Source organism: Streptomyces sp. NPDC002795 (genome assembly GCF_042888725.1).
Lineage (GTDB): Bacteria > Actinomycetota > Actinomycetes > Streptomycetales > Streptomycetaceae > Streptomyces.
The window spans coordinates 37,055-61,552 of record NZ_JBIAQB010000019.1 but is presented as its reverse complement, the minus strand read 5'-3'; the positions used below and the strand labels follow the sequence as shown (position 1 = coordinate 61,552).

The 24,498-nt window shown below is 70.8% G+C and carries 21 protein-coding genes and 1 pseudogene; 8 read left to right on the top strand and 14 right to left on the bottom strand.

Annotated features, from left to right (window positions below; all coding sequences use genetic code 11):
* The first annotated feature begins 224 nt into the window (after positions 1 to 224).
* From ACFYWS_RS38090 to ACFYWS_RS38080, 3 genes are all read left to right on the top strand, one after another.
* Positions 225 to 1,613 (top strand): spinster family MFS transporter, encoded by a 1,389-nt coding sequence (locus tag ACFYWS_RS38090; protein WP_389284142.1) that lies wholly within the window; start codon positions 225 to 227, stop codon positions 1,611 to 1,613.
* A gap of 64 nt (positions 1,614 to 1,677) precedes the next feature.
* Positions 1,678 to 2,790, top strand: a complete 1,113-nt coding sequence (locus ACFYWS_RS38085) for an NAD/NADP octopine/nopaline dehydrogenase family protein (protein ID WP_389284140.1) — start codon at positions 1,678 to 1,680, stop codon at positions 2,788 to 2,790.
* Positions 2,787 to 3,791 (top strand): 3-hydroxyacyl-CoA dehydrogenase NAD-binding domain-containing protein, encoded by a 1,005-nt coding sequence (locus tag ACFYWS_RS38080; RefSeq protein WP_389284138.1) that lies wholly within the window; start codon positions 2,787 to 2,789, stop codon positions 3,789 to 3,791. The genes ACFYWS_RS38085 and ACFYWS_RS38080 overlap by 4 nt, the downstream gene beginning before the upstream one ends.
* A gap of 22 nt (positions 3,792 to 3,813) precedes the next feature.
* On the opposite strand, the gene ACFYWS_RS38075 is transcribed toward ACFYWS_RS38080, so the two are convergent.
* Positions 3,814 to 5,364: an MFS transporter gene (locus tag ACFYWS_RS38075; protein WP_389284136.1), complete on the bottom strand. Its 1,551-nt coding sequence runs from the start codon at positions 5,362 to 5,364 to the stop codon at positions 3,814 to 3,816.
* 180 nt (positions 5,365 to 5,544) lie between these two features.
* Between ACFYWS_RS38075 and ACFYWS_RS38070 the strand changes: the two genes are divergently transcribed.
* Positions 5,545 to 6,003, top strand: coding sequence for an SRPBCC family protein (locus ACFYWS_RS38070; RefSeq protein WP_389284134.1), 459 nt, complete (start codon positions 5,545 to 5,547; stop codon positions 6,001 to 6,003).
* On the opposite strand, the gene ACFYWS_RS38065 is transcribed toward ACFYWS_RS38070, so the two are convergent.
* A complete protein-coding gene (locus ACFYWS_RS38065) occupies positions 6,000 to 6,587 on the bottom strand; it encodes a TetR/AcrR family transcriptional regulator (protein WP_389284132.1) in 588 nt (195 codons plus the stop codon). The two genes, ACFYWS_RS38070 and ACFYWS_RS38065, sit on opposite strands and share 4 nt — an antisense overlap.
* Positions 6,588 to 6,698: 111 nt before the next feature.
* On the opposite strand from ACFYWS_RS38065, the gene ACFYWS_RS38060 reads away from it, so the two are divergent.
* Positions 6,699 to 7,583, top strand: coding sequence for an NADP-dependent oxidoreductase (locus tag ACFYWS_RS38060; RefSeq protein ID WP_389284185.1), 885 nt, complete (start codon positions 6,699 to 6,701; stop codon positions 7,581 to 7,583).
* An 88-nt stretch (positions 7,584 to 7,671) separates the two neighbouring features.
* On the opposite strand, the gene ACFYWS_RS38055 is transcribed toward ACFYWS_RS38060, so the two are convergent.
* The 5 genes from ACFYWS_RS38055 to ACFYWS_RS38035 all read right to left on the bottom strand — a co-directional run bounded on the left by ACFYWS_RS38055 (position 7,672) and on the right by ACFYWS_RS38035 (position 12,811).
* Positions 7,672 to 8,349 (bottom strand): AIM24 family protein, encoded by a 678-nt coding sequence (locus tag ACFYWS_RS38055; RefSeq protein WP_389284130.1) that lies wholly within the window; start codon positions 8,347 to 8,349, stop codon positions 7,672 to 7,674.
* A 75-nt stretch (positions 8,350 to 8,424) separates the two neighbouring features.
* Positions 8,425 to 9,564: a GDSL-type esterase/lipase family protein gene (locus ACFYWS_RS38050; RefSeq protein WP_389284183.1), complete on the bottom strand. Its 1,140-nt coding sequence runs from the start codon at positions 9,562 to 9,564 to the stop codon at positions 8,425 to 8,427.
* Between the two features lie 67 nt (positions 9,565 to 9,631).
* Complete coding sequence (locus ACFYWS_RS38045; protein WP_389284129.1) at positions 9,632 to 10,330, bottom strand: hypothetical protein; 699 nt, start codon at positions 10,328 to 10,330, stop codon at positions 9,632 to 9,634.
* A 95-nt stretch (positions 10,331 to 10,425) separates the two neighbouring features.
* Positions 10,426 to 11,625, bottom strand: a complete 1,200-nt coding sequence (locus ACFYWS_RS38040) for a methyltransferase (protein WP_389284127.1) — start codon at positions 11,623 to 11,625, stop codon at positions 10,426 to 10,428.
* 253 nt (positions 11,626 to 11,878) lie between these two features.
* On the bottom strand, positions 11,879 to 12,811 hold the full coding sequence (locus tag ACFYWS_RS38035; protein ID WP_389284125.1) for a LysR family transcriptional regulator: 933 nt from the start codon (positions 12,809 to 12,811) through the stop codon (positions 11,879 to 11,881).
* Between the two features lie 71 nt (positions 12,812 to 12,882).
* Here ACFYWS_RS38035 and ACFYWS_RS38030 point away from each other — a divergent pair, with 71 nt between their 5' ends.
* Both ACFYWS_RS38030 and ACFYWS_RS38025 read left to right on the top strand, forming a co-directional pair.
* Positions 12,883 to 13,482, top strand: a complete 600-nt coding sequence (locus tag ACFYWS_RS38030) for a short chain dehydrogenase (RefSeq protein ID WP_389284123.1) — start codon at positions 12,883 to 12,885, stop codon at positions 13,480 to 13,482.
* Entirely contained in the window at positions 13,479 to 14,426 is a 948-nt protein-coding gene (locus ACFYWS_RS38025; protein ID WP_389284121.1) for a DMT family transporter, read from the top strand. Before ACFYWS_RS38030 ends, ACFYWS_RS38025 begins: the two co-directional genes overlap by 4 nt.
* Before the next feature lie 15 nt (positions 14,427 to 14,441).
* Here the strand turns inward: ACFYWS_RS38025 and ACFYWS_RS38020 are convergent.
* Positions 14,442 to 15,256: pseudogene (locus tag ACFYWS_RS38020) on the bottom strand (IS5 family transposase).
* A gap of 66 nt (positions 15,257 to 15,322) precedes the next feature.
* Complete coding sequence (locus tag ACFYWS_RS38015; RefSeq protein WP_389284182.1) at positions 15,323 to 15,610, bottom strand: tetratricopeptide repeat protein; 288 nt, start codon at positions 15,608 to 15,610, stop codon at positions 15,323 to 15,325.
* A 308-nt stretch (positions 15,611 to 15,918) separates the two neighbouring features.
* On the opposite strand from ACFYWS_RS38015, the gene ACFYWS_RS38010 reads away from it, so the two are divergent.
* The gene (locus ACFYWS_RS38010) at positions 15,919 to 19,125 is read left to right on the top strand and encodes an amidohydrolase family protein (RefSeq protein ID WP_389284119.1); all 3,207 of its coding nucleotides are present in this window, start codon (positions 15,919 to 15,921) and stop codon (positions 19,123 to 19,125) included.
* Here the strand turns inward: ACFYWS_RS38010 and ACFYWS_RS38005 are convergent.
* From ACFYWS_RS38005 to ACFYWS_RS37985, 5 genes are read right to left on the bottom strand one after another with little or no spacing between them, the layout of a single operon-like run.
* Positions 19,122 to 19,766: an ABC transporter permease gene (locus ACFYWS_RS38005; protein ID WP_389284117.1), complete on the bottom strand. Its 645-nt coding sequence runs from the start codon at positions 19,764 to 19,766 to the stop codon at positions 19,122 to 19,124. The two genes, ACFYWS_RS38010 and ACFYWS_RS38005, sit on opposite strands and share 4 nt — an antisense overlap.
* Complete coding sequence (locus tag ACFYWS_RS38000) at positions 19,766 to 20,530, bottom strand: ABC transporter permease (RefSeq protein ID WP_389284115.1); 765 nt, start codon at positions 20,528 to 20,530, stop codon at positions 19,766 to 19,768. The genes ACFYWS_RS38005 and ACFYWS_RS38000 overlap by 1 nt, the downstream gene beginning before the upstream one ends.
* Positions 20,527 to 21,522: an ABC transporter ATP-binding protein gene (locus ACFYWS_RS37995; RefSeq protein WP_389284113.1), complete on the bottom strand. Its 996-nt coding sequence runs from the start codon at positions 21,520 to 21,522 to the stop codon at positions 20,527 to 20,529. The genes ACFYWS_RS38000 and ACFYWS_RS37995 overlap by 4 nt, the downstream gene beginning before the upstream one ends.
* Positions 21,519 to 22,415: a glycine betaine ABC transporter substrate-binding protein gene (locus ACFYWS_RS37990; RefSeq protein WP_389284111.1), complete on the bottom strand. Its 897-nt coding sequence runs from the start codon at positions 22,413 to 22,415 to the stop codon at positions 21,519 to 21,521. The genes ACFYWS_RS37995 and ACFYWS_RS37990 overlap by 4 nt, the downstream gene beginning before the upstream one ends.
* A gap of 2 nt (positions 22,416 to 22,417) precedes the next feature.
* Complete coding sequence (locus ACFYWS_RS37985; protein WP_389284109.1) at positions 22,418 to 24,445, bottom strand: CocE/NonD family hydrolase; 2,028 nt, start codon at positions 24,443 to 24,445, stop codon at positions 22,418 to 22,420.
* Positions 24,446 to 24,498 lie beyond the last annotated feature (53 nt).

Below are 24,498 nucleotides of genomic sequence, written 5' to 3'. Positions count from 1 at the left end.
GTTTCAAGACCGCCCCCACTCTAGGTCCTGTCTTGAAACCACCGGCACCCGAGCCCGCCCCCCAGCGACGGCAGGCGGCCCAGGTAATGCGGGAAATCCCCGACTGCGCACCGGGATTCCCGGTATGGCTGGGGGAGTTGGGCCTGGATAGCCTCTGAACTCGTTTGGCCAGCTCCATCTCGCACCGGGCACCACCCCACCCAGACCCGATGAGGCGCAGTCCCATGACCGAGCAGTCGCAGCTGTCCGAAATCGACCTCGACCCCGAACCTCGTATGTCCGAGCGGTACAAGAGCTACATCGTCGGCATCTGCACGGCTGCCTACGTCCTGTCCTTCGTGGACCGCCAGGCCCTGTCGCTGATGATCGAGCCCATCAAGCGCGATCTCAGCCTGACGGACACCCAGTTCAGTCTGCTGAGCGGGCTCGCCTTCTCCGTCCTGTACGCGGTGATGGGTCTGCCCATCGCGGCGCTCGCAGACCGCCGTTCGCGCCCTGTGATCATCTCCATCGGCATCGCACTGTGGAGTCTGGCCACCGCGCTCTCCGGGCTGAGCAAGGGGTTCGCCCACATGTTCCTCGCCAGGGTCGGGGTGGGCGTCGGTGAGGCGGCGCTGACCCCGTCCGCGTACTCGATGTTCAGCGACATGTTCCCGAAGAGCAGGCTGGGCAGGGCGGCCGGGATCTACTCGCTGGGCTCGTTCATCGGGGGCAGCGCCGCGTTCTTCATCGGCGGGTACGTCATCGGGCTGCTCAAGGACGTCGACAGCGTGGCCGTCCCGCTCGTGGGCGACGTGCACGCCTGGCAGTTGACCTTCTTCATCATCGGGCTGCCCGGACTGCTCGTCGCGCTGGTGTTCCTCCTCACCGTCCGCGACCCGGTGCGGCGCGGACTGGCACGGGACTCCGCGGGCGCCGTACGGAAGGTGGCCATGCGTGATGTGTTCACCTTCCTGCGCAGCCACGCACGGACGTTCTTCTGCCACTACGCCGGCTTCTCCTGCTACGCGATGGTGCTGCTCGGCCTCATGGCATGGGTACCGGCCTTCTACATGCGCGCGTTCGGGCTGAGTGCCACCGAGGTCGGCTACGTGCTGGGCGGTGTCGTCCTGCTGGCCAACGGCTCCGGTGTGCTCTTCGGCGGATGGCTGGTCGACCGGCTCACCAAGCTCGGACACCCGGACGGGGCGATGCGCGCCGGGGTCATCGGCGCGATCGGCATGCTGGTCCCGGTCGTCGTCTTCCCGCACGTACGTCCCCTGTGGCTGTCGCTGGCGTTGCTCGCGGTCACGATGTTCTTCGCCTCGTTCCCGATGCCCGCGTCCACCGCCGCGATGCAGGTGCTCAGCCCCAACCAGATGCGCGCCCAGGTGTCCGCGATCTTCCTGCTCATCTCGAACCTGTCCGCCGTGGGCCTGGGTACGACGCTGGTCGCGCTGGTCACCGACGAGCTGCTCGGATCGAGCCAGCGCATCGGCACGTCCCTGTCGCTCGTGTACGGCGTCGCGTCGGTCGGCAGCATCGTGCTGCTGTGGCGAGGCTGCGCACACTTCCGCCGCAGCCTCGAACGCGAGGAACGGCTCGCCGCGGGGGAACCGAACACCGCCTCTTAGCAGGACCCAGCAGGACCCAGCAGGACCCGCTTCGTACGCTCAACTGAAGGGAACGGGACCACACATGGACATCACCATCCTCGGCGGCGGGCACGGATGCTACGCCGCGTCGGCCGAACTCGCGGAGAACGGGCACACCGTGCGCTGGTGGCGCCGGGACACCACGGCCCTGGACACACTGCGCGATCTCGGCGCCCTCACTGTCCGCGACCACCGCGGCAGCAGGAACGTACCCGTGAGCGACACCGCCCGCGCCGGGGCCATCCACCCCGTCGCGGACCTCGCGCAGGCCCTACGCGGCGCACGACTCGTCGTCGTACCGCTGCCGGCCACCGTGCACGAGGACCTGGCGGCCCGGGTGGCACCGCTGCTCCAGGACGGACAGGTGGTGTTCCTGCCGCCGGGCACCTTCGGCACGGTGCTCTTCGCGCAGGCGATGGCCGAGGCGGGCAATACGGCGGACGTCGCGTTCGCCGAGACCGGGACGCTGCCCTATCTGGCGCGTACGCACGGACCGGCCGAGGTGGTCGTGAGCGGGTACGCGACCCGGCTGCCCACCGGCGTCTTCCCGGCCCGCTCACACGACGCCGCGTTCCGCGTGCTGCGGGAGGCCTATCCGTCGGTCGAGCCGGTCGAGGACAGCCTCAGCGGGGCGCTCATGAACGCGGGGCCCGTGATCCATCCGCCGCTCATCCTCATGAACGCCGGTCCGCTGGAGCACAGTTCGTCCTGGGACATCCACAACGAAGGGACCCAGCCGTCGGTCCGCCGGGTCACCGACGCCCTCGACGCCGAACGGATCGCGGTCCGCGAAGCGCTCGGGTACGCGGCCCCGCACTTCCCGCTCGCCGACCACTACGCGGCGGACGGCGACGAGTGGATGTACGGCCGCGCGGCCCACGAACGGCTCACCGACAGCGGCGACTGGCGGGAGAAGATCGATCTGCTCGACCACCGCTACATGCTGGAGGACACCCGCCTCGGCCTGTCGTTCCTGGTGTCGGTGGGCCGCTGGGCCGGCGTCCCCACTCCGGTCGCGCAGGGCCTGCTGAGCCTCGCGTCCGCCCTCACCGGCAGGGATCTGTACGCCGAGGGCCGCACGCTGGAGTCCCTCGGCCTGGCCCGGCTCTCCCGTCCCGAACTGACCAAGCTGCTTCACGAAGGGGTGCCGGCATGACGGACACAGGACAACGCACAGACGTGGTGGTGGTCGGCGCCGGGCGCATGGGGCAGGGCATCGCGCGCGCCTTCCTGACCGCGGGCATGGATGTCACCCTCGCGGACGTCAAGGAGACGGACGAGGACCGGGCGCGGTACCGGAAGGCGGCAGAGGAGCAGGTCATGGAACGCCTGCGGCCCGCCGCATCGGCGTCCGGTCGGGCGCCGCGGCTCGTCGTGTGCGACCGCGCGTCCGCGCAGGCCCAACTCGCCGACGCGGGCGTGGTGTTCGAGGCCGTGCCCGAGGTCATCGAGGTCAAGCGGTCCATCCTGTCCTGGGTCGACGCGCACGCGGCGAGCGACACACTCATCGCGTCGACGACCTCGACCTTCCTCGTCACGGAGATCGCCGACCTGGTCCGCGACCCGAGCCGCGTCCTGAACGCGCACTGGCTGAACCCCGCCGACCTCATGCCCCTCGTCGAGGTCAGCCGCAGCGACCGGACCGACCCCGCGCAGGTGGAGCGGATGACCGGACTGCTCCGCGGCATCGGCAAGATACCGGTCGTCTGCGGTCCAGCGGCCGGCTACATCGTGCCCCGCCTCCAGGCCCTCGTCATGAACGAGGCCGCCCGCATGGTCGAGGAGGGCGTCGCGACCGCCACCGACATCGACCTGGCCGTCCGCGCGGGCCTCGGAACGCGCTTCTCCGTACTGGGCCCCCTCGAATTCATCGACTGGGGCGGCGGAGACATCCTCTACTACGCGTCCCGTTACCTGACCGCCCAGCTCGGCGACCGCTTTCGCGCGCCTGCCGTGGTCGAGGAGAACATGACGACCCGCCGCCGCGGCCTCCAGGACCACACCGGCTTCTACGCGTACGAGCCCGAGAGCATCGCCGCGTACCAGGCGGGCCGTATGCGGGAGTTCGAGGAACTGCTGAGGCTGCGCGGACCCGAACTCCGTGCGGAACCCGTGCTGTCGGAGCGGCCGGATCCGCCGCAGGACGGCGACCGGTGAGGTACGCCCTCCGCCCTCGACGTCACCGTTTCGGGCGTTCCGCTGGACCGGCGGGCGGCTTCGACGCGGGCTCGCCCGGTTCCAACGCCGGTGCGGAGACGCCGAGATGGGACCGGCACTGCGGGCGAGGCGCGCCCGCCAGGCGCGGGCGCACCGCTCGCGGCCGGACGAAGGCGGCCGCCGTGGCGGCGCCGAGCACGAACAGTACGGCGCAGCCGACCGCGGCCCGATGGAACGACGTGTCCACGGCCTCGGGCCGCGTGTAGGCATCGCCCGACAGGCCGACGGCCAGCGGCAGCGCGGCGACGACCAGCAGCTGCGCGACCCGCGCCGCCGTGTTGTTGACGCCGCTGGCGAGACCGGCACGCTCCGGTTCCACCGACGCGAGGACCGTCGTCGTCAGCGGGGCCACGAAGAGGCTCATGCCGAGCCCGAGGACGGCGACCGCGGGCAGCACATCGGCCGCGTACGGCGACCCCGGGCCGATCCGCAGCATCAGCAGCACCCCGGCCGCGGCGACGACGGGGCCCACGACCAGTGGCGGCGTCGGCCCCATCCGGCGCGCCAGATCACCGGCCCTGGGGGAGAGCAGCAGCATCAGCGCGGTCACCGGCAGTGTCGCCACTCCCGCCGCCAACGCGTCGTAGCCCAGGGCGACTTGAAGCTGGACCGGCAGCATGAACAGGATGCCGCCGATCCCCGCGTACAGGCACAGTGTCATCCCGTTCGCGGCACTGAACAGGCGCGAGCGGAACAGTGACAGCGGCAGCATCGGTGCGGCCCGCCGCCGCTCCACGGCCACGAAGGCGGCGCCTGCGACGACACCGATGAGCGCGGCGAGGCCGGTCACCACGGAGAACGCGCCGCCCGACGACCCGATCAACGCGTAACTCACCCCCGCCAGACACACCGCCGCGAGCACGGCCCCCACCTGGTCGAACGGGGCGTCCGCGGCCGTGGCGTCCCGGCTCTCGGGGACGTGGCGCACGGCGATGACCAGCACGACGACGGCGATCGGCACATTGATGAGAAAGATCCACCGCCACCCGGGCCCGTCGATCAGCCACCCACCGAGGAACGGCCCGAGCGCGCCCGCCACGCCGGTCAGCCCCGACCAGGCGCCCACCGCCCGGGCCTGGTCGTCGGGATGGAACACCGACCGCACCAGCGCCAACGACCCGGGCGTCAGCAGCGCCCCGCCGACGCCTTGCAGCGCCCGCGCCGCGATGAGCGTGCCCTCGTTCGGTGCGAGGCCGCACGCCGCGGAGGCGACCGCGAACCACGCCACACCCAGCACGAGCGCCCGCCGACGCCCGATCCGGTCGCCCATCGCGCCGCCCCACAGGAGCAGCGCGGACAGCGTCAACATGTAGGCGTTGACGACCCATTGGAGGGCGGACAGGGAGGCGCCGAGGTCGCGCCCCATGGTCGGGAGGGCGACATTGACGACCGTCCCGTCGAGCATGGCCATGCCGGACGCCAGCACCACACACGTGAGGATCCACCGCCCGCGCGCCGAGGAGAGCCGGACGCCGGGGGCGGCGTCGGGAGTGGGTCCTGTCATCGCTGCCATCGGGCACATTCTCGTGGAGCACCCGTACGTACGCGACCGTCGGCGCCGCCTCACGGGGACCCGTCTGCTCGGGCGCGGCGGCGGACTCGCTGTTAGCTTTGTCCTGAAATTCGAGACATGCGGTGGCCGTGTCGGGGCCGTATCCGCTGGAGACATGGGAACAGGAGCGTGACGTAACCCATGGCCAGGACCCGTCGACTGATCCTGAGCTCACCGTCCGAGGTCTGGGCGCTGATCTCGGACGGATACCGCTACGGGGAGTGGGTGACGGGCACCCGGCAGGTGCTCGACGTCGACCCTGCCTGGCCGGACGTGGGCTCCGCCCTGAAGGTGCGGGTCGGCATCGGCCCGCTGACCCTCGACGACACCAGCACGGTCCGGATCTGCGAGCCGGAACAGCGCCTCGAACTGGAGGCGAAGGCGGACCCGTTCGGGGCCGCCCGCATCGCGATGAACCTCATCCCGTGGGCCGGACATACCCTCTTCGTCCTCGACTGGCACCCGCTCAGGGGCCCGGGCACACGGATGCACGGACTCCCGGTCGACTACCTCGTCGCGGTCCGCAACGGAATGATGCTGACGAAGCTGGCGAGGATCGCTGTGGAGGAACACGCGAACGCGCCGCGCGCCGCCTTCTAGGGCGTCGTCTCCGGGGCAGCCTCCCAGGCGGCCTCGACCATCCGGAAGATCTCGTCGAGTGCGGAGTCCGGGTCGGCCGCCTCGCGGGCCAGCGCGAACGCGTCGATCACGAACCTCGCGATCGTCCGGCAGGCGGTGGAGGTGTGTGCCAGGCCGGGGTCGGCGGCGATGGCGGCGGCCAGCGACTCCGCGTGGCGCAGCCGCATCGACTCGTCGTACTTCCGCAGGGCAGACGACGACTCGATCATCTGCCAGATCGGGACGGAACTGTCCGCGGTGCAGTGTCGGACCAGGGCCTCGACCTCGCGGCGCAGTGCGGGGATGAGCGGCTCCTCAGGCGCCCGGTCGGCGACCGCGCGCGTGAGGCGCTGCTCGAAGTCCTGGTCCTGCTCGAACACCAGGGCCTCTTTCGAGGCGAAGTGGGAGAAGACCGTGGTCACGGCCACGTCGGCCTCGGCGGCCACGTCGCGGATCCCCACCGCGTCGTACCCGCGGTCCAGGAAGAGCCGCAGGGCGGTCTCGGCGATCTTCTGGCGGGTCGCGGCCTTCTTGCGCTCGCGACGTCCGGACGGCGGCTCGGTCATCCTCGAACGCTAGCAAATGCAAAAGAACAACAACACCAAAAAACTATCTGTACTGAAACACTAACGGTTAGCGTTAGTGCTACGGTCGTCCGCATGAAGAACGTGAAGAACATGAAGAAAGTGACCTTCGCCGAGTTCGGCGGCCCGGACGTGCTGCACCTGACCGATGCCGAAGAGCCCCACGCGGGCCCCGGCCAGATACGCATCGCCGTACGCGCGGCCGGTGTGAACCCCGTCGACTGGAGGATCCGCGAAGGGCAGGTCCTGGGGGCGCATCCCATCCAACTGCCCTCCGGAGTCGGGCTCGACGCCGCAGGGGTGGTGGACGAGGTCGGCGAAGGCGTCGAGGCCGGGGACCGCGTGTTCGGCGAAGGCGTCGACACCTACGCGGAGCTCGCCGTGCTGACGGCCTGGGCCCGCATGCCCGAGGGGCTGACGTTCGAAGAGGCCGCGGGATACCCCTCCGTGGTGGAGACCGCGCTGCGCCTCCTGCGCGAGGCCGGTGCACGGCCGGGACAGACGCTGCTCGTCAGCGGCGCGTCCGGGGGAGTCGGGTCGGCGGTGCTGCAGATCGCCCGCGAGCGCGGCATCAAGGTGATCGGTACGGCCGGGGCCGCCAACCAGGACTACCTGCGCGGCCTGGGAGCCCACGCCGCGACGTACGGCGAGGGCTGGGTCGAGCGGGTGCGGCGGTTCGGCCCGGTCGACGCGGCGTTGGACCTGGCCGGCTCGGGAGTGATCCGCGAACTCGTCGAACTGACCGGCGACCCGCGGAAGGTGATCTCCATCGCCGACCTCGGTGCGCCCGAGTTCGGGGTCCGGTTCTCCGGCACGGCCGGGAGCGTGCCGGATGCGCTCGCAGAGGCCGTGGACCTCATCTCGCGGGGGAGGTTGCACATCCCGGTCGAGAAGTCGTACACGCTGGCCGAGGCCGCGGCGGCACACGTCGACAGCCAGGCCGGACACACGCGCGGGCGCCGGGTCCTGACCGTCTGAGCGATTCCGGGCGGCCGCCCGGCCGCCCGTCTGCGCGAAGCGCCCCTGAGCGCTCCTCAGTTGCTGCTCATATGGCTGCGTACGGGACTCAGTGCTGTTGCGGCTTCTGTGGGGTCGCCTCGCTGGGCCGTACGACCACGAACCCCTCGCCCTCCAGCATCAGCTGCACGGCTTCCCCGGACCCGCCGCGGATCATCGAGCCCAGCGACTGCGAACGGTGCAGTGAGGTACGCAGGTTGGCGCTCCACCCGACGACCGCGTCCGTGTCCACGTACATCGGCTGCTGCGGGGATACGGGGAAGACCAGCGGATTGCCCTCGCAGATCAGCCCGAGCCGCCCCTGCCCGGTGAACACGCTGTTGAACAGTCCGCCGCCGCTCATTCCGGCGCCCTTCACGGTCTTGATCTCGTACGACAGGCTGGCGTCGAAGCACAGAATGTTGCGGCCGTTGACGGTGAAGACGTCGCCGGGTTCGAGATCCACGACGAACACGTTCTGCGCCTCCTGCGCGAACCAGGCCTCACCCCGCCCGCGCACCTTCATCACCGGAAGCCCCTCCCCGGTGACGGCCCGTTTGAGCATGCCGCCGACGCCCTGACCCTTCCGCTCGAACGTCAGGTCCCCCCGGTACGCGACCATCGCCCCTTGCCGGGCCAGCATCTCGCCGTCGATCACGTAGCGGATCGACTTGGCGTTCTGCACGGTCATGCCCGGTGCGGCGGCGGGCTGCACCATGTACTCACTCGCGAAAAGATCACCCTTCATGCGGGCATCGTGGCCCGGAGGGAATCGTTCCTACAAGGGTGAGGTCGGGTCGGGCCGGGGACGGAGCCGCCGCAGTCAGGCGAAGGGGCCGTCGTCCGCGAAGGCGTGGGCGGCGAAACGCTTGCCCATCCGGCGGTAGGCGGCGGCTGTGGGGTGCAGGCCGTCGGCCAGGTCGGTCACCTCGTCCGGGCCGAGCAGCTCGCGGCCGTCGAGGTAGTGGAGGTGGGGATCGTGGGCCTTGCGGGCTGCCACGATCCGGGCCAGCTCGGCACGGACCACGGTCAGTGACAACGCTCCGGTGGCCACGTCGTCCGCGTCGCCCAGCGCTCTGATCATCCCGTCCGGCCCCGTCGTGGTCGGGCCGGACGAATCCTCGAGAGCGGGGCAGCTCACCGGGGACATCAGAAGGAGCGGGGTGTCCGGGTGACTGTCCCGGATGGTGTCCAGGAACCCGTGTACCGCCGGGCCGAACGTCCGCAGGCGGAAGGCGGTCAGGCTCACGATGTTGATGCCTGCCTTGAGGCTGATCAGGTCGGCGGGCATGTCGCGGATGGTCCGGGCGACGTACGGGTCGAGCAGCGCGTTGCCCGACTGGCTGAGGTTGATCACCTCAACTCCTCCCAACGCGGCCGCCACCACCGGCCAGGTGCCGGTCGGACCGTCAGCCTCAAGGCAGTGGCTGATGGAGCTGCCGTAGTGCACCCACCGGCGACGTCCGTCCGGCAGCGGCGCCAGCACCTCGCCGTCGGCGCGCAGTGCCACCAGTTCCGTGGGTGTCTGCTGGGGCAGCCACAGCTCGACGTTCTTCATGCCGGCCGGCAGCCCGGAGAACCGTACGGTCCCCGGCTCGCCAGGGATCAGCCGCTGCGTGGCCCCGGGCCCCGCCATCCGCAGCACGTTGCCCACCGGCGCCTGCCGACGCCCGGCCGGGGCGCCGTCCACCATCAGCTCCAGCATCCCGGTCGAGCGGGGCTCGGGGTCGGTGTCGAGCTGCCCTGTGGAGGTGAGCACCTCGAACTCCAGCTCACGGGCATCGGTGCGGAACACCAGCCGCACCCCCGAAGGCATCAGGGTCACCCCGTAGACCGTCGGGTCCTGATACTGCTCCGTGGTCCAGGCGGGCAACCGGCGCGGCATCACCCCCGCCCGCGTGCTCTCCAGGTCCAGCGCACCCCGGAATTCCACCGGCCCACCCACCAACGGAACCGTTCGCACCGCCACCGTCACCGCTCCTGCCTCGGATCGAACGTCTCAGGTCCGGATTCGCACCGCCGACACGAACCTACTGATCAGCAACCGTCGGTGACAACCGGTCAGCGCCTCGCGAAGCGCGGGGCCGGGTGGGGCGGTCCGGGCGGAGGATCACTTCGCTTCCGAGTGGGGTGAAGCCGCACGCCAGGAAGGCGCGGAGGGAGCGCGCGTTGCCGGGGGACACCGCGGCGAAGACCGCTTCGCCCTCGTGGACCAGGGAGAGGGCATCGGCGAGCAGGCCGCGGCCGTGGCCCAGGCTGCCGCCGTGGGGTGCGTGCAGTTCGATGCTCAGCTCGCGCCGCCCGGCGAGGCCGTCGGCGAGAGTGACGAGGCCGCGCTCGTCGCCGTGGACCTCGACATTCGCCCGTAGTTCACGGGCGTGGAGCACACGTGGGTGGTCGGTCACCTCGTGTGTCAGGTCTGCCAGGCGCGGGGCGCCTCCGGTGCCGCGCGCGGTGAGGGTCGCGTCGGTGCAGCCGACCCATCCGGTGGGGCCGGCGAGGTGACGAAGGAAGTCGGGGGCCAGGGAGGCGCCGAAGCCATCGGGGGCGTGGGCCTGGACGTCGGCGGCGGCCAGGGCGGTGGCGACGACCGCGTGTCCGGTGAAGGCGATGGAGCATTCCAGGCCGCCGGGCAGTGGTGGCAGTACCGTCACGCCGCCGTCGCAGGGCGGGAAGCGGCCCTCGGACGCGAGGGCGAAGTACGCCAGGAGCGGGTGCGGTTCAGTCACGGGAGCACATTGTGCTGTGATCCCGCCGGGCCCGGCCACCTTGTGGCCGCGATCCGCACCACATCATCCCCCACACCCGACGCGCCTGAACCCCCTCAGTCGCGTCGCCCGCGAGGCTCGCGCTTGACCGCCTTCAGGATCACGAACTTCGCGTTGCTGGCGACCAGTTGACTGTTGCCGAACAGGCGGCGCAGCTTCACGTGGTAGCCGAGGTGGCGGTTGCCCACCACCCACAGTTCGCCGCCGGGGCGAAGCGCCGTGCGTGCCTGGGTGAACATGCGGTACGCCGTCGCGTCCGTCGTGGCCTGGTGAGTGTGGAACGGGGGGTTGTTCAGGACCAGGTCCACACTGGCCGGAGGTGTGTCGGCGAGGCCGTCGGCGACGTGGAATTCGGCCTTGCCGGGGCGGTCGCCGACGTTCTCGGTGTACGTGGCTTCCGCCGAGGCCACCGCCTGGTGCGACTCGTCCGTGAAGAGGACGTCCGCGTGCGGGTGGGTGAGTGCGGCGCTCGTGCCTACGACGCCGTTGCCGCAGCCCAGGTCGACGATCCTGCGCGCGTCCGTGTCCCGGGGGAGGTGCTGGAGGAGGAAACGGGTGCCGATGTCGAGGTGCTCCGCGCAGAACACTCCCGCGTGGTTGACGACCGGGCGGGCCGACAACGGGCCGATGCCGGAGGGGAGTTGGTAGGTGTGCGGCCACGGGTTCGGGGCCGGGGAGAGCTCCGGGTCCGGCTCGGTGAAGATCAGTCGGGCCTTCTTCTCCGCCAGCGACGTACGCGTCGGGCCGATGATCCGCTCGAACAGGTTCAGCGTCGAGGTGTGGATCTCCTTGACCATGCCGGTGCCGATCACCACCGTGTTCGCGTGCACGGCGGGGCGCAGGCGGTGCAGCTGGTCCTCGAGGAGCGCGAGGCTCTTCGGGACGCGGACGAGGAGGACGTCGACGGTCGTCGGCGGGGCGTCCCGGGTGGTGAGGAGGCGGGCGCCCGTGCGCTCGTTCCGGGTCAGGTTCGCGTAAGTCGCCTGCTGGCCGAGGTACGAGTCCGAGATCAGGGTCGGCGAGCAGCCGGGAACCCCCGTGAGCGCCGCGGCCAGGGCGCCCCACCGGTCACCCACCACGGTCACCGCACCGGTCAGCCCCGTGCCCGTCTCGGCGAGGTGCCGCAGCAGGTACGTGTCCGCGGCGTCCCACGCGCGCAGCTGGTCGCGGGGGTTCTCCGGGAAGCGGGTGAGGCCGACGTCTCCCCAGGGAGTGGTCAGACGGGGGGCCGGCGCGGGCTGATCTGTGCGGTTCATCGTCCAGCAAGGCTAGCCGAGTCATGGGTGGCGGGGGGTGAAGCCCCCCTTCGACCTCGACATCAGCGGGTCCTGCCCAGTCGGCAGGACCCGCGTGTTCCGTGATCGACAACCGGTCCGGCTAGGCAGTTTCGTTTGGATCATCCGACCGTTGGCCGGGGTATGCCGTTGTCTGACACTTTGGGTGAGGATGGAGCCCCTTGATGTGGCTATGAGCTGCTCGCGGGCGGTCCGGGGCGTGAGTGGCTGGTGCTCACGGGGCCTTCGATCCCTCAGCGTTTTCGCCGTGGTTGAGGCTGAAGGGCGGGGTGCTGGTGTCGAGAAGCCGGGCGAAGTAGTCGCGCGCGAACTGTGCGAAGGCGTGTGCTTGCGGGTGCGGATCGGTGGCCCTCCAGGCGAGGGCCACCTCCACAAGCGGAGAGTCCTCGATGGGCCGGTAGGCCACGTCGGGAGCCTGGTGGTTGTAGGTCGTGGCTTCTGCGGTCACGCCCACGGCGTCGCCGACGGAGATCCGGGTCAGCCATTCGTCGGTGTTGGCCACACTGATCATGTGCGGGTTGTGGCCGGTGTGGTCCCAGAGGTGGTCGGTCACCGTGGGTGCAGTCGCGCAGACGGCGACTGAGCCCTCCGCCAGCTCGGGCAGCGTAGTACTGGTCTTTGCCGCACGGGGGTCCTCCACCGCGATCGCCGCAACCAGCCTCTCCGTGAACAGCGTGGCCGCCGCCAGGTCGGGCATCGGTTCCGGCGAGGGCGATGTCCTGCGAACGAGGGCGGCGTCGATGGCGCCGCGCCGGAGAGCCGCTACAGGGTCGGGTGGGCGGCTGAGTTCGACCGCCCCTGCGTGGGCCCGCTTCCATTCCTGGAGCAGCGGCACCGTGTGGCGGCCGAAGCCGGCCCAGGCCCAGCCGAGGCGCAGCGGGGCCTCGGTGTGGCCCAGTTTGTCCAGTGCGGTGTTGAGCGACGCGAGCAGTTCTCGCGCGGTCGCGGAGAGTTGGCGTCCGGCCGGGGTGAGGGACATCTCCCGGGTGGTGCGTTCGACCAGCCGTGCCCTCGTGATCTCTTCCAGTTGATTGATCGTGCGCGACAGGGTCGGTTGCGTCGTGCCCAGCACGGCCGCGGCGGTCGTGAACGTGTTGGAGTCGGCCAGGGCGACCAGGGCGCGCAGATGCCGCAGCTCCACATCCATACGTTGAGCGTATAACAGGTGGTGCGTCGGCGTATTTCCCTCCAGGAGACCCGGTGTCTAGCTTCGGGGGTATGCGAATCATTGTCGTAGGTGCAGCAGGTAAAGCAGGCGGGGCCGTCCACGAGCTGATGGGTGCGCGGGGCCACGAGATCGTCACCTGCGGCCGGACGTCCGGGGATGTCCGCTGCGACATCTCCGACCCGTCGCAGCTGGCGGGGATGTGGGAGCGGGTCGGGCAGGTCGATGCCGTCGTCTCGGCAGCCGGGGAGGTGCCCTACGCGCCGCTGGCCGAGCTCTGCGGTGAAGACTTCGAGTCGGCGTGGCAGCAGAAGGCGCTCGCGCAGATCAATCTCGTCCGCACCGGCTTGGACCACGTGTCCGAACGCGGCTCGTTCACGCTGATCAGCGGGATCCCCTCGCGCGATCCGATCGTCTCCGGGGCTGCCGCGGCGACCGTCAACGGCGCGATCGAGGCATTCGTCCGCGCAGCCGCGATCGAGATCGCTCCCCGGCGGATCAACGTGATCAGCCCGTCGGTGTTCACCGAGAGCCTGGACGACTTCGGCGACTTCTTCCCCGGCTTCGCCCCGGTCGACGTGGCCGATGTCGCACGCGGATTCCAGAAGGCGGTCGAGGGCGCCTCGACCGGGGAGGTCATCACGCTGCCATGACGGCACATCGCCAGGCCGCCGTTGCGGCCTACATCGCTCTGGGCACGATCTGGGGCTTCAGCTTCCTGTTCATGCACATGGCCGCGCCGTTCATCAGCCCGGCGCAGACGACGCTGCTGCGTGTGGCGTTCGGCGTCGTCCCCGTCCTGGTCTTCGCCCTGGTGACGCAGTCGCTGGCATGGCGGCATCTGCGTCACTTCCACCACTTCGCCGTTCAAGCGGTGCTGGCCGCCGGCTTCTACTACTACGCCTACGCCGCCGGCACATCCCAGCTGGACAGCGGCATCGCGGGGGCGCTGAGTGGATCGATCCCGCTGTTCGCCACCGCCGCCGCCGTCCTGGTCTTCCGCACGGAGCCGCTCACGGCGCGCAAGGCGACAGCGGTGGTAGTGGGGGCGGTCGGGGTAACGGCGCTGGCACGCCCCTGGGCAGCCGACGAGGTCGACATGGCCGGCCTGATATGGATGCTGCTCGGCTCCGCCAGCCTGGGAGTGTCGTTCGGCTACACCCGCCGGTTCATCAGCCCGCTGGGAATCCCCGCAGCCGCGGCGGCCTCCTACCAGATGCTCCTGGCCGTGCTCGGCCTGACCATGGTCACCGACCTGTCCGGCGTCACCGCCATCGCACACGACCCGACGGCGCTGCTCGGCGTCACCCTCGGGCTCGGCGTCGGTGGCACCGGATTCGCCTTCGTCTGCTACTACGTCGCCGTGGCCGGCCTCGGTGCACTGACCGCGTCGACCGCGACCTACATCCCGCCTGTCGTGGCGATCATCATCGGTGTCGGAATCCTCGGCGAACCGCTCCACGCCGTCACGATCGTCGCGGTGGCCCTGATCCTGTGCGCCGCCGTCCTCACCCAGAAGCCGTCCTCCTCCACCACCCTGCAAGAGCGCGGCGAGAAGCCCACTCCCGAAATGGTGACGGCCCGTCCGCAGGAATAGTCAGTCGCGTTCGAGTCACCGGGCAGACCAGAGGAAGATGCCCGCGACGTGGAGTCCGGCCAGGTAGATGGTGGCGGTCTTCTCGTAGCGAGTGGCGATACCTCTCCATTGTTTGAGGCGGTTGATGCACCGCTCGACGGTGTTGCGCTGCTTGTATGCTTCGCGGTCGAAGGTCGGCGGTCTGCCGCCTGCCTGTCCGCGCCGCCGCCGGTTGGCCTGCTGGTCGGCCCGCTCCGGGATCACCGCCCGGATACCGCGTCCGCGTAGGTGGTCGCGGATCGCGCGGGAGGAGTACGCCTTGTCGGCCAGGACCCGGTCTGGCCTGGTGCGGGGCCGTCCGAAAGGGCGGGGAACGCGCAGGCGGGCCATGACTTCCCTGAAGGCGGGTGCGTCTCCGGCCTGGCCGGCGGTGAGGACGAACGCAAGTGGCCGACACTGGCCGTCGGCCGCGAGGTGGATCTTCGTGGTCAGCCCGCCGCGGGACCGGCCGATGGCGTGATCGTCCGGCTCACCGACCGGAGCCCCTTCTTGCGGGCCCCGGCCGCATGCTGGTGAGCCCGCACGACCGTGGAGTCCACCGAGACGGCCCAGCTGACGTCTTCGTTCGCATCAGCCTGGGCCACCAGGGCGGTGAACACCCGCTCCCAGGTGCCGTCGACGGCCCACATCCGCAGGCGGTTGTAGACACCTCGCCATTTGCCGTACTTCTCCGGCAGATGCACCCACTGGGTACCGGTCTGGAACTTGAAGGCGATCGCGTCGATCACCTCACGATGGTCCCGCCAGCGGCCACCCGGTTTCGGCGTCCTGTCCGGGAGTAACGGCTCGATCCGCGCCCACTGCGCTCAGTCAACGGCACACCCGGACCAACGACCAGCTGATCCAAACGAAACCGCCTAGTCGTCGAAGTCGCCCGTGAGAGCCGACGCCATCCGCAGGTGCGGTGTCGCCTCGTCGGGGCGGCCCTGGCGCTCCAGGGTGCGGCCGAGCATCAGGCGGGCGTAGTGCTCCACCGGGTCGCGCTCCACGATGGTGCGCAACTCGGTCTCGGCGCGGCGCAGTTGGGCCGAGTGGTAGTACGAACGGGCCAGGAGGAGGCGGGGGCCGGTCTGCTCGGGGACCTCCTCGACGAGGCCGTCGAGGATCCGGGCGGCGTTCGCGTACTCCTTCGCTTCGAAGAACATCTGGGCACGGTCCCAGCGCTCCGCGGCCGTCCCGTGCGTGTAGTACTTCTGCTCCACAGTTGCCTCCTTGCTCGACGCCTTTAACGGGGGCGAGGGGTGGGGTATTCCCGGGGCGCGCAGGGACGCTCCGGCCGGCCGCTTCCGAGTGTCCATCGGCCGGTTCGTGGCGTCGGCCATGTTGACTCACTGCGGGTGCCACGTATGTTGCTGTGCGTCCCCTCTTCGACTCGCGCACAGTTCGGTCCCGCAAGGCCCACGGGCCCCCTCGGCCCCGTGGGACCACACGCCCTCCGTGCAAGGGGAGTCTCATGGACACCACTCCTGTCTCCACCACCCCCGTCTCCACCGCTCTCACCCGTCGCCGCTTCTTGCAGACCACCACCGCCACTGCCGGGGCCGTCGCCCTCCTCGAACCCGCGACAGCCGCAGTGGCCGCCACGGCCGCAGCCGCCGCCCCCGTCTCCCTCTCCTTCGCCGCCGCCACCAATGGCGCCGCCACCCTCGCCCCGTCCGGCGACCGCTTCGTCGCCGAGATCCAGAACATCCTCTGGTCGATCCCGCGCAAGGGCGGCACCGCGAGGCCGCTCACCACCCCCGAACTGGAGCCCACCCGCCCCCAGTTCGCCCCCGACGGGAAGCGGCTCGTCGTCTGCGGCTACCAGGGTGGCGGTTTCCATCTGTGGCTCCTGGACGCCGACGGCGGCACACCGAAGCAGCTCACCGACGGCCCGTGGGACGACCGCGGCCCCGCCTGGTCACCGGACGGCCACCGGATCGCCTTCGCCTCCGAGCGCGGCGGCGACCCCGAGTCCGCCGCCCCGTACCGCATCTGGACCATCGACGTACGCGACGGAACCCTCACCCGCCTCACCGGCGCGCCCGGTCAGGAGGGCCCGGGGCAGGGCGGTGCCTGGGAGGACTTCGACCCGACGTGGTCCGCGGACGGTACACGCGTGGTGTTCGTACGGGGAGTGGTCACCGACGCCGGAACCCTCCAGGCGTCCACCCTCGCCTCGGTCGCCGCCGACGGCACCGGAGCCGTCACCACCGAGCACACCGACGACTCCGGCGCCCAGGTCATGACACCCGCCGTCGCCCCGGGGCCGAAGGGCCCGCTCGCGTATCTGCGGACCACCGCCGCGCCCTCCGCCACCTGCACCCTCGTCGTCGACGGTAGACCGGTCGACGTGCCCGGCGACCTCGCCCCGGTGCCGCCCCGCTGGACCGGCCCCGACACCTTGCTGCTCACCGTCGACGGCCGCTTCCGCCTCGTGCGCCCCGCCGTGCCGAGCGAGGGGGAGCGGATCGCGTTCACGGCGACGCTTCCGGTCGACCGACCGCGTTACCGCGTCAAGCGCTACGACTTCGAGGCCGGGGGAGTCCGCCCGGTCCGCTCCCCGCATCTGCCCGCCCTGTCGCCCGACGGCAAGCAGGTGGCCTTCGCCGCCCTCAACTCCCTGTGGATCGGCGCCACTTCTGGCGGCCGCGCCCCGCGCAAGGTCGTACAGGCCCCGCAGACCCGCTACGTACTCGCTCCGACCTGGACCCCCGACGGCAAGGCGCTCGTCTACGCCGACGACCGGGCGGGCCTGTTCTCCGTACGCCGCCATGACCTGGCCAGCGGCAAGGAAACGGTGCTCGCCGAGGGCGGGCGTGTGTTCCCCGCGCTCTCGCCCGACGGGCAGCGCCTGGCGTGCATCGACATGTCGGGCAACCTCGTCCTGCGCGACCTCGCCGCGGGCACCGAACGTGTCCTCGCCGCACCGATGGGCAGCGGCGGACTGCCCGGCAGACCCTGTTGGTCGCCCGACGGCAGATACGTGGCGCTGTGCGACCGCAGCCGCCTCAACCAGCGTTTCCGCGAGGGCTACAACCTCATCCGTGTCGTCGACACCACGTCCGGCAAGGCGGTCGTTCACCAGGTCGCCCCGCATGTCTCGATCGCCGACCGCTACGACTCCGGGCCCGCCTGGTCGCCCGACGGCCGCACCATGGCCGTGGTCGTCGAGTCCGCGCTGTGCCTGCTGCCCGTACGAGCCGACGGCACCCCGGACGGCGACCCCCGCCAGGTCACCGACGAGGCCGCCGACCACCCGAGCTGGTCCGCCGACAGCCGGCGGCTTCTCTATCTGAGCGCGGGCCGGCTTCGTCTCCTCGATGTCGCGAAGGGTGCCGCCCGTACCATCAAGGTGCCGCTCGACCACCGCCGTCCCCGTCCCGCCGACACCGTCGTGCACGCCGGCCGGTTCTGGGACGGAACCGGATCCGAGGTCCGTGACGACGTCGACCTCACCATCGAGGGCGGCCGCATCACCGCCGTCACCCCGCACCGCGCGGGCGGACGGACGGCCGCCAAGCGCGTCGACGCCTCCGCGAAGACCGTGATCCCGGGGCTCTTCGACGCCCACACCCACCCATGGCAGTCGACCTACGGCGGCCGCCAGACCGCGCTCCAACTCGCGTACGGCATCACCACCGCGGTCTCCCTCGGCGGTTTCGCCTACGAGCAGGCCCGCATCCGCGAGGCGGTGTACGCGGGCGCGCTCGCAGGGCCGCGGCTCCTCGCCACCGGGGAACTGCTCGACGGGCCGCGCGTCGCCTACAGCATGGGCCGCGCCCACCGCACCCGCGCGGGCCTGCGCCGCTCGCTCGACCGGGCCGCCGCACTCGACTGGGACTTCGTCAAAACCTATGTGCGGGCGCCGGGTTGGGTGATGAAGGAGGCGGCCTCCTTCGCGCACGAACGGCTCGGCGTGCGCAGCGGAAGCCACCTGTGCACACCGGGAATCCAGCTCGGCCAGGACCTGACGACCCATCTCCAGGCCACGCAGCGCCTGGAGTTCGGGCATGCCACGACGGCGAGCGGACACTCCGGTCAGGACGTCCAGGAGATCTACTCGAAGACCGGCGACTTCCATCTCATCGCCACCCCGTTCACGGCGCAGCCGCTGATCGGCGCCGATCCGGCCCTCGCGGACGATCCGCGTGTCACGCGGCTGATGCCTCCGTGGGACACCGCCGCCGTGGAGAAGCTGGCGGGTACCCCGCCCACGGCCGCGCAACTCGCCACGCTGGACCGGGAGATCGCGGTCTACCGGCGCGTCCTCGCAGCCGGAGGGCACATCGCGCTCGGCACCGACCAGCCGCTGGTGCCGGTCGGCCTCCACCTCCACCTGGCCCTGCGCGCCCTGCACCGCGGTGGGCTCTCACCGGCCCAGGCCCTGCACACGGCGACGCTGATGCCGGCGCGGGTCTTCGGGGCGGACGCGGACCTGGGCACCTTGGTGGAGGGCAAGCTCGCCGACCTCACGATCGTCGACGGCGACCCGTTCACCGACTTCGACGACCTGATCCGTACGACGGCGGTGCTGCGCGGCGGCGTCCCCTTCCAACAGGCCGACCTGGTCGGCTCGTTCGAACCGGTGGCCTCCAGAACACTGAGGGCCACCGGTGACGACTGGCTGGAAGTGGGCCGCCATATGCGCCGCGAGGGCTGCTGCGACGCGGGGATCTAGGCTCGCGTCCCCCGCGGTGCGAGCCGGTTGCCGACGGCCCCGAACAGGCCGTCGGCGACCAGCGCCAGGACCGCCACCCACAGCGCCGCCGCGATGACACCCGACAGGCCGTACGACACCTGGTTGAGGATGATGTCGCCGAGCCCGCCGCCGCCGGCGACAGCGGCCAGGGTCGCGCTGGAGATCACGTACACGACGGCGATCCGGATCCCGGTGAACAACACCGGCAGCGCGAGCGGCAGTTCGACCCGCCACAGGATCTGCCACTGCGTCAGCCCCATGCCGCGCGCGGCCCGCACCAGGTCCGCGTCGACCTGCTCCACACCCAGGTACGCGTGCGTGAGCACCGGCGGGATCGCCATCACGACCAGCGCCGTCATGACGTTCACGAAACCGATGCCGAGCAGCCCCAGGAAGATCGCGATGAGGGCGAGCGAGGGCAGCGCCCGGCCGATGTTGGAGATGCTCACGGTCAGGAACGAGCCCTTGCCGCGGTGCCCGAGCCACACACCGAGCGGCACACCGATCACCAGGGCCACGGTGACGGCCGCCGCCGAGAGCAGCAGATGGTCGACCGTGCGGTTCAGGAGCAGGCCGAAGTGGTCGGCCATGAACGAGAAACTCGCGAGGAAGGTGTGCATCAGACGGTCCTCCGCGTCCTGGCCCACGGCGTGGGCACCCGGCCGAGCAGCACGAGCAGCCCGTCGGCGGCGAGCGCGAGCGCCACGGCGAGCAGGCCGGCCCCGATGAACTGCGTGTTGAACGGCGACTGGAGGCCCTGGATGATCGGCGAACCGAGGCCCTGGTCGATGATGAACGCGGCGATCTCCACCACGCTGATCGTGGTCACGGTCGCCACCCGCAGGCCGCTGATCACGGCGGGCAGCGCGAGCGGCAGCTCGATGCGCCACAGCACCTCGCGCCGCGTCAGACCCATGCCGACACCGGCCCGCCGTACGTCGTCCGGCACCTCGCCGAGCCCGGTGACCGTCGACTTGAACAGCACCATCAGTGTGTACGCGACCAGGGCGATCTCGGCGGTGAGCACGGAGAGGCCCGACACCGGGACGAGCAGCGTGAACAGGGCCATCGGCGGGATCGTGTAGAGGAACGAGGTGAGCCCGCCCAGCGGCCTGACCAGCCACTTCCGGAAGTGCGCGAGGAGCGCCAGCGGGAACGCGATCAAGAAACCGATCCCGACCGCGATCACCGTGAGGCGCACATGCTGGACGAGGGCGGGGCCGAACACGCTGGAGAAGTTCGAGGTGAACCAGTCGACGCAGAACACGCCGTTGTCCCGCACACACGAACTGACCGTGCCGAAGTCGGGGATGACAGGGTCGGAGCCGGCCGCCAAGGGCCCCGCCGCCAGGGACCCCGCCGCCAGGGACAGCAGGCCGCTCACGCCGCCTCCCGTATGAGTGCGACGGTGACCGAGCCGACGGGCTTGCCGTCGTCGTCGTGCACGGGCAGCCGTTCGGCGCCGCCGGCCATCAACGCCGACAGCGCGGTGCGCAGGGTGTCGCTCGTGCGCAACACCTCCTCGTCCCCGCCTGCGGGGTCCGACGGCTCCAGCTTGAGGTCGCCGAGCGTGCGCAGCGTCAGTGCCTTCAGCCCCCGGTCCGTGCCGACGAAGCGGGCCACGTACTCGTCGGCGGGCGCGCGCAGGATCCGCTCCGGGGTGTCGTACTGGAGCAGCTTGCCGCCCTTGGCGAGGATCGCGATGCGGTCGCCCATGCGGACGGCCTCGTCGATGTCGTGGCTGACGAACAGCGTCGTCTTCTGCACCTGTTCCTGGAGGCGCAGGAACTCGTCCTGCACGTGCTCGCGCGTCACCGGGTCGAGCGCGCCGAACGGCTCGTCCATGAGCATGATGGGCGGGTCGGCCGCCAACGCCCGTGCGATGCCGACGCGTTGGCGCTGGCCGCCGGAGAGCTGCGAGGGGTAGCGGTGGGCGTACTCCTTGTGCGGAAGGCCGACCAGTTCGAGCAGCTCGCGCGAGCGCTCCGCGATTCTCGGCTTCTTCCAGCCGAGCACCTGCGGCACCGTCGCGACGTTCTCCTCGATCGTCAAGTGCGGGAAGAGACCGGCCTGTTGGATGACGTAGCCGATACCGCGCCGCAGTTCGATGACGTCCTGCTCGCGGATGCTGCTGCCGCCGATCCGGATGTCCCCGCTCGTCAGCTCGGTGAGCCGGTTGACGAGGGTCAGCGCGGTCGTCTTGCCGCACCCGGAGGCGCCGAGCAGGACGCAGATCTCGCCCGCGGGAACGGTCAGGGACAGCGCGTCGACGGCCGCCTCGTCCGTGCCGTCGTACGTCTTGGTGGCCGCGTCGAAAACTATGTCGTCGGCGGCGCCGGCGGTCTGCATCGTGGAATGCTCCTCGGTCACGGTCATATCAGCTTGTTCGCTCTCAGGAACCGGTCGGCGACCTTCGCCGGGCTCAGCCGCATCATCGCGGCGGCCTCGTTCAGGGCCTGCATGGCTTCCTCCGTGAGCAACTCGTCGACGGCGTTCAGCGGTTCGGTGAGCCGCTCGCCGTACTGCTCGACGAGGGACGTGCGCACCACGGGGGAGACGTTCTGGAACCCGAAGATGGCCTGGTCGTCGTCGAGGATGGTGAAGTCGTAGCGGCGCAGCTGCGGGTCGGTGGTGAACACGTCGGCCGCGTCCACGTCCCCGTTCTTCAGCGCCGGGTACTGCAGGCCGATGTTGAGCGGCCGCACCTTCATGTCGTGCAGCCCGTAGGCCTTGACGATGGCGTCGAAGCCGAGCGGGCCCGTGATGTTGTCGGGGTACTCGGCGTACGAGATCTTCCCCAGCTTCTTCAGGTCGCCGACGGTCTTCAGCTTGTGCTTGCGGGCGTCGGCGGTGCGCACGGCGACGGCGTTGCGGTTCTGGAAAGGCGTCGGCGGCAGCAGCGAGATGCCCCGCCCCGCCTCGAACTTCTTCGCCGCTACGTAGGTGTCGTGCGCCGTCGTCGGCATGCGCTTCGGCATCGCGAACGTCTGCAGGACGACGCCCGTGTACTCGGGGTACAGGTCGATCTGCCCGTTGCGCAGCGCGCGGTCGATGAGGTCGGCGCTGCCGACGTTGGACTTGAGGACGACGTCGAAGCCGCGCCCCCGCAGGATCTGGGCGTACAGCTCGCCCATCACCCACGACTCGGTGAACTGCTTGGAGCCGACCGTGATGACGGGGCCGGTGCCGGCGGCGGACCCGGTGGCCGTGGCCACCCCGGCGGCCGCGACGACACCGAGCGAGCCGGTCAGGAACGTGCGTCTGCGCATGCTCAGACTCCCTGCCGGGGAATCACGGCGTCCGTGGTGCGATGGAAGACGCGGGTGTCCCCTTCGTAGGCGGTGAGGGTGTTGACGACGGTGAACGCGGCGGCGTCTGAGGTCATCCGGCTGTGCGTGACGACCTTCCAGTGCCAGTCGCCGCGCCCGCCCTCCTCGGTGCGCTCGCACTCCACGACGGCGGAGGACGGGTCGCCCTCGGTGAGGGAGAAGCGGTCGACGGCGTCGCCGCGTTTCCACAGCCCGTCGGTGAGGTCCTTGAACTCCCCGTCCCGTACGACGAGTTCGATGACGGTGCGGCCGGACACCGGGTCGTGCTCGATGCGCCGCGAGGAGCCCTCACCGGACGTGGACAGCTCGACCGGCAGGTCCGGCTGCGGCTCCCCGTAGGGGCGCAGCGCGGCGTCCGCGTCCGTCGTCGGCCTCACCGGCAGGTGGAGTGCGGCGGCGGGGGACGGGTGCAGGGTGACCGTGACCGGCTCCGGGGAGGGCCAGGCCAGCGGCCAGTACGAGGACGAGACCGCGACCCGGATGCGGTGGCCCGGCGCGAAGGCGTGCGCGGTCGCCATCAGCGGCACCGTCACGTCATAGGCCTGTCCGGGCTCCAGGGGCAGCGTCTCCTCGTGGCCCTCGCGATGCGTGAGGTTGAGCAGGCCGCGCGTGACGAGCCGCGAACTCCCGTCGGGAGCCACGTCGTTGAGGCGCACCGCGAGCTGCGCGGCGGGCCGGTCGGCGCTCACCCGCAGCGTCACCGACGGTACCCCGAGGATCTCGGCACGGTCGTCGAGCGGCGTCGTGGTGAAGCAGTGCGCGAGCCCGTCGTCGCCACCCTGCGGGCCGAACTGCCCGGCCGCGTCGCCGAACTGGAGCCAGCTGCCGCCCGCCGTGCCGAGCACGCGCGTGCTGTCGAGGTGGGCGTCGCGAAAGCGCAGCGGGTCGTGTCCGACGGCCTCGCCCGCCGACTCGCCGGCGAGCGCGAACTCCTGCCGCTCGATGCGCTCGGAGGGCCACTGCTGCTCGGCGACCCACCGGCCGGGACGCTGTTCGCGGTCGCCGCCGGGCGCCGCCCACTCGGGCAGCCACGCGCGCAGTGCCGGGTCCTCCAGGGCTCCGGTGTCCTTGCCGCGCAGGAACTGGTCGAACCAGCGCACCACTTCACCGTGGAAGTCGATCGCGGGCCCGGGCGCGGCCTGGTGCGGATACGTGTGCGCCCACGGCCCGACGAGCGCCCGCACGGGAGCGTTGCTCACGCCCTCCAGCAGGCGTAGTACGGCCCCGCAGTACGGGTCGTACCAGCCGCCCACCGCGAGCACCGGTGCCTCGATCGCCCCGAAGTCCTCGCACACCGAGCCGTGCTTCCAGAAGGCGTCGCGGGTCTGGTGCCGCAGCCACTCCTCGACGTACACCGGGGTGTCGGCCATCCGCTCCAGCCACCGCGCGCGCCAGTCGTCGCCGACCACGGCGGGGTCGGCGGGGCGCGCGTTGTAGGCGAGCATCGTCGACGCCCACGGCAGCATCTCCGAGGCGATCAGCGAACCGCCCGTGTAGTGCACGTCGTCGGCGTACCGGTCGTCCGTCGAGCAGACCGTCACGATGGCCTTCAGCTCGGGCGGGCGCAGGGCCGCGATCTGCAGGCCGTTGAAGCCGCCCCACGACTTGCCGATCATGCCGACCGTGCCGTCGCACCACTCCTGCCGGGCGAGCCACGCGATGACCTCGACGCCGTCGTCCAGCTCTGCTTGCGCGTACTCGTCGAGCATCAGCCCGTCGGAGTCGCCGCTGCCGCGCAGGTCGACGCGGACGGCGGCGTAGCCGGACGCGGCGAAGCGGGCGTGCAAGCTGTTGTCGCGGTCGGCCGTCCCGTCGTTCTTGCGGTACGGGATGTACTCGAGGATCGCGGGCGCCGGGCGTGCGGAGCCTTCCGGGAGCCAGACGCGGGCGGCGAGCCGCGTGCCGTCGGCCAGCGGAATCCACAGGTGACGCACGAGTTCTGAAGAAGCTTCGGGCAGGTTTTCGGGCAAGGTGAGGTACTCCTGTCGCGCTCCAGCTACTTACTGTCCATTCAGTAGTAGCG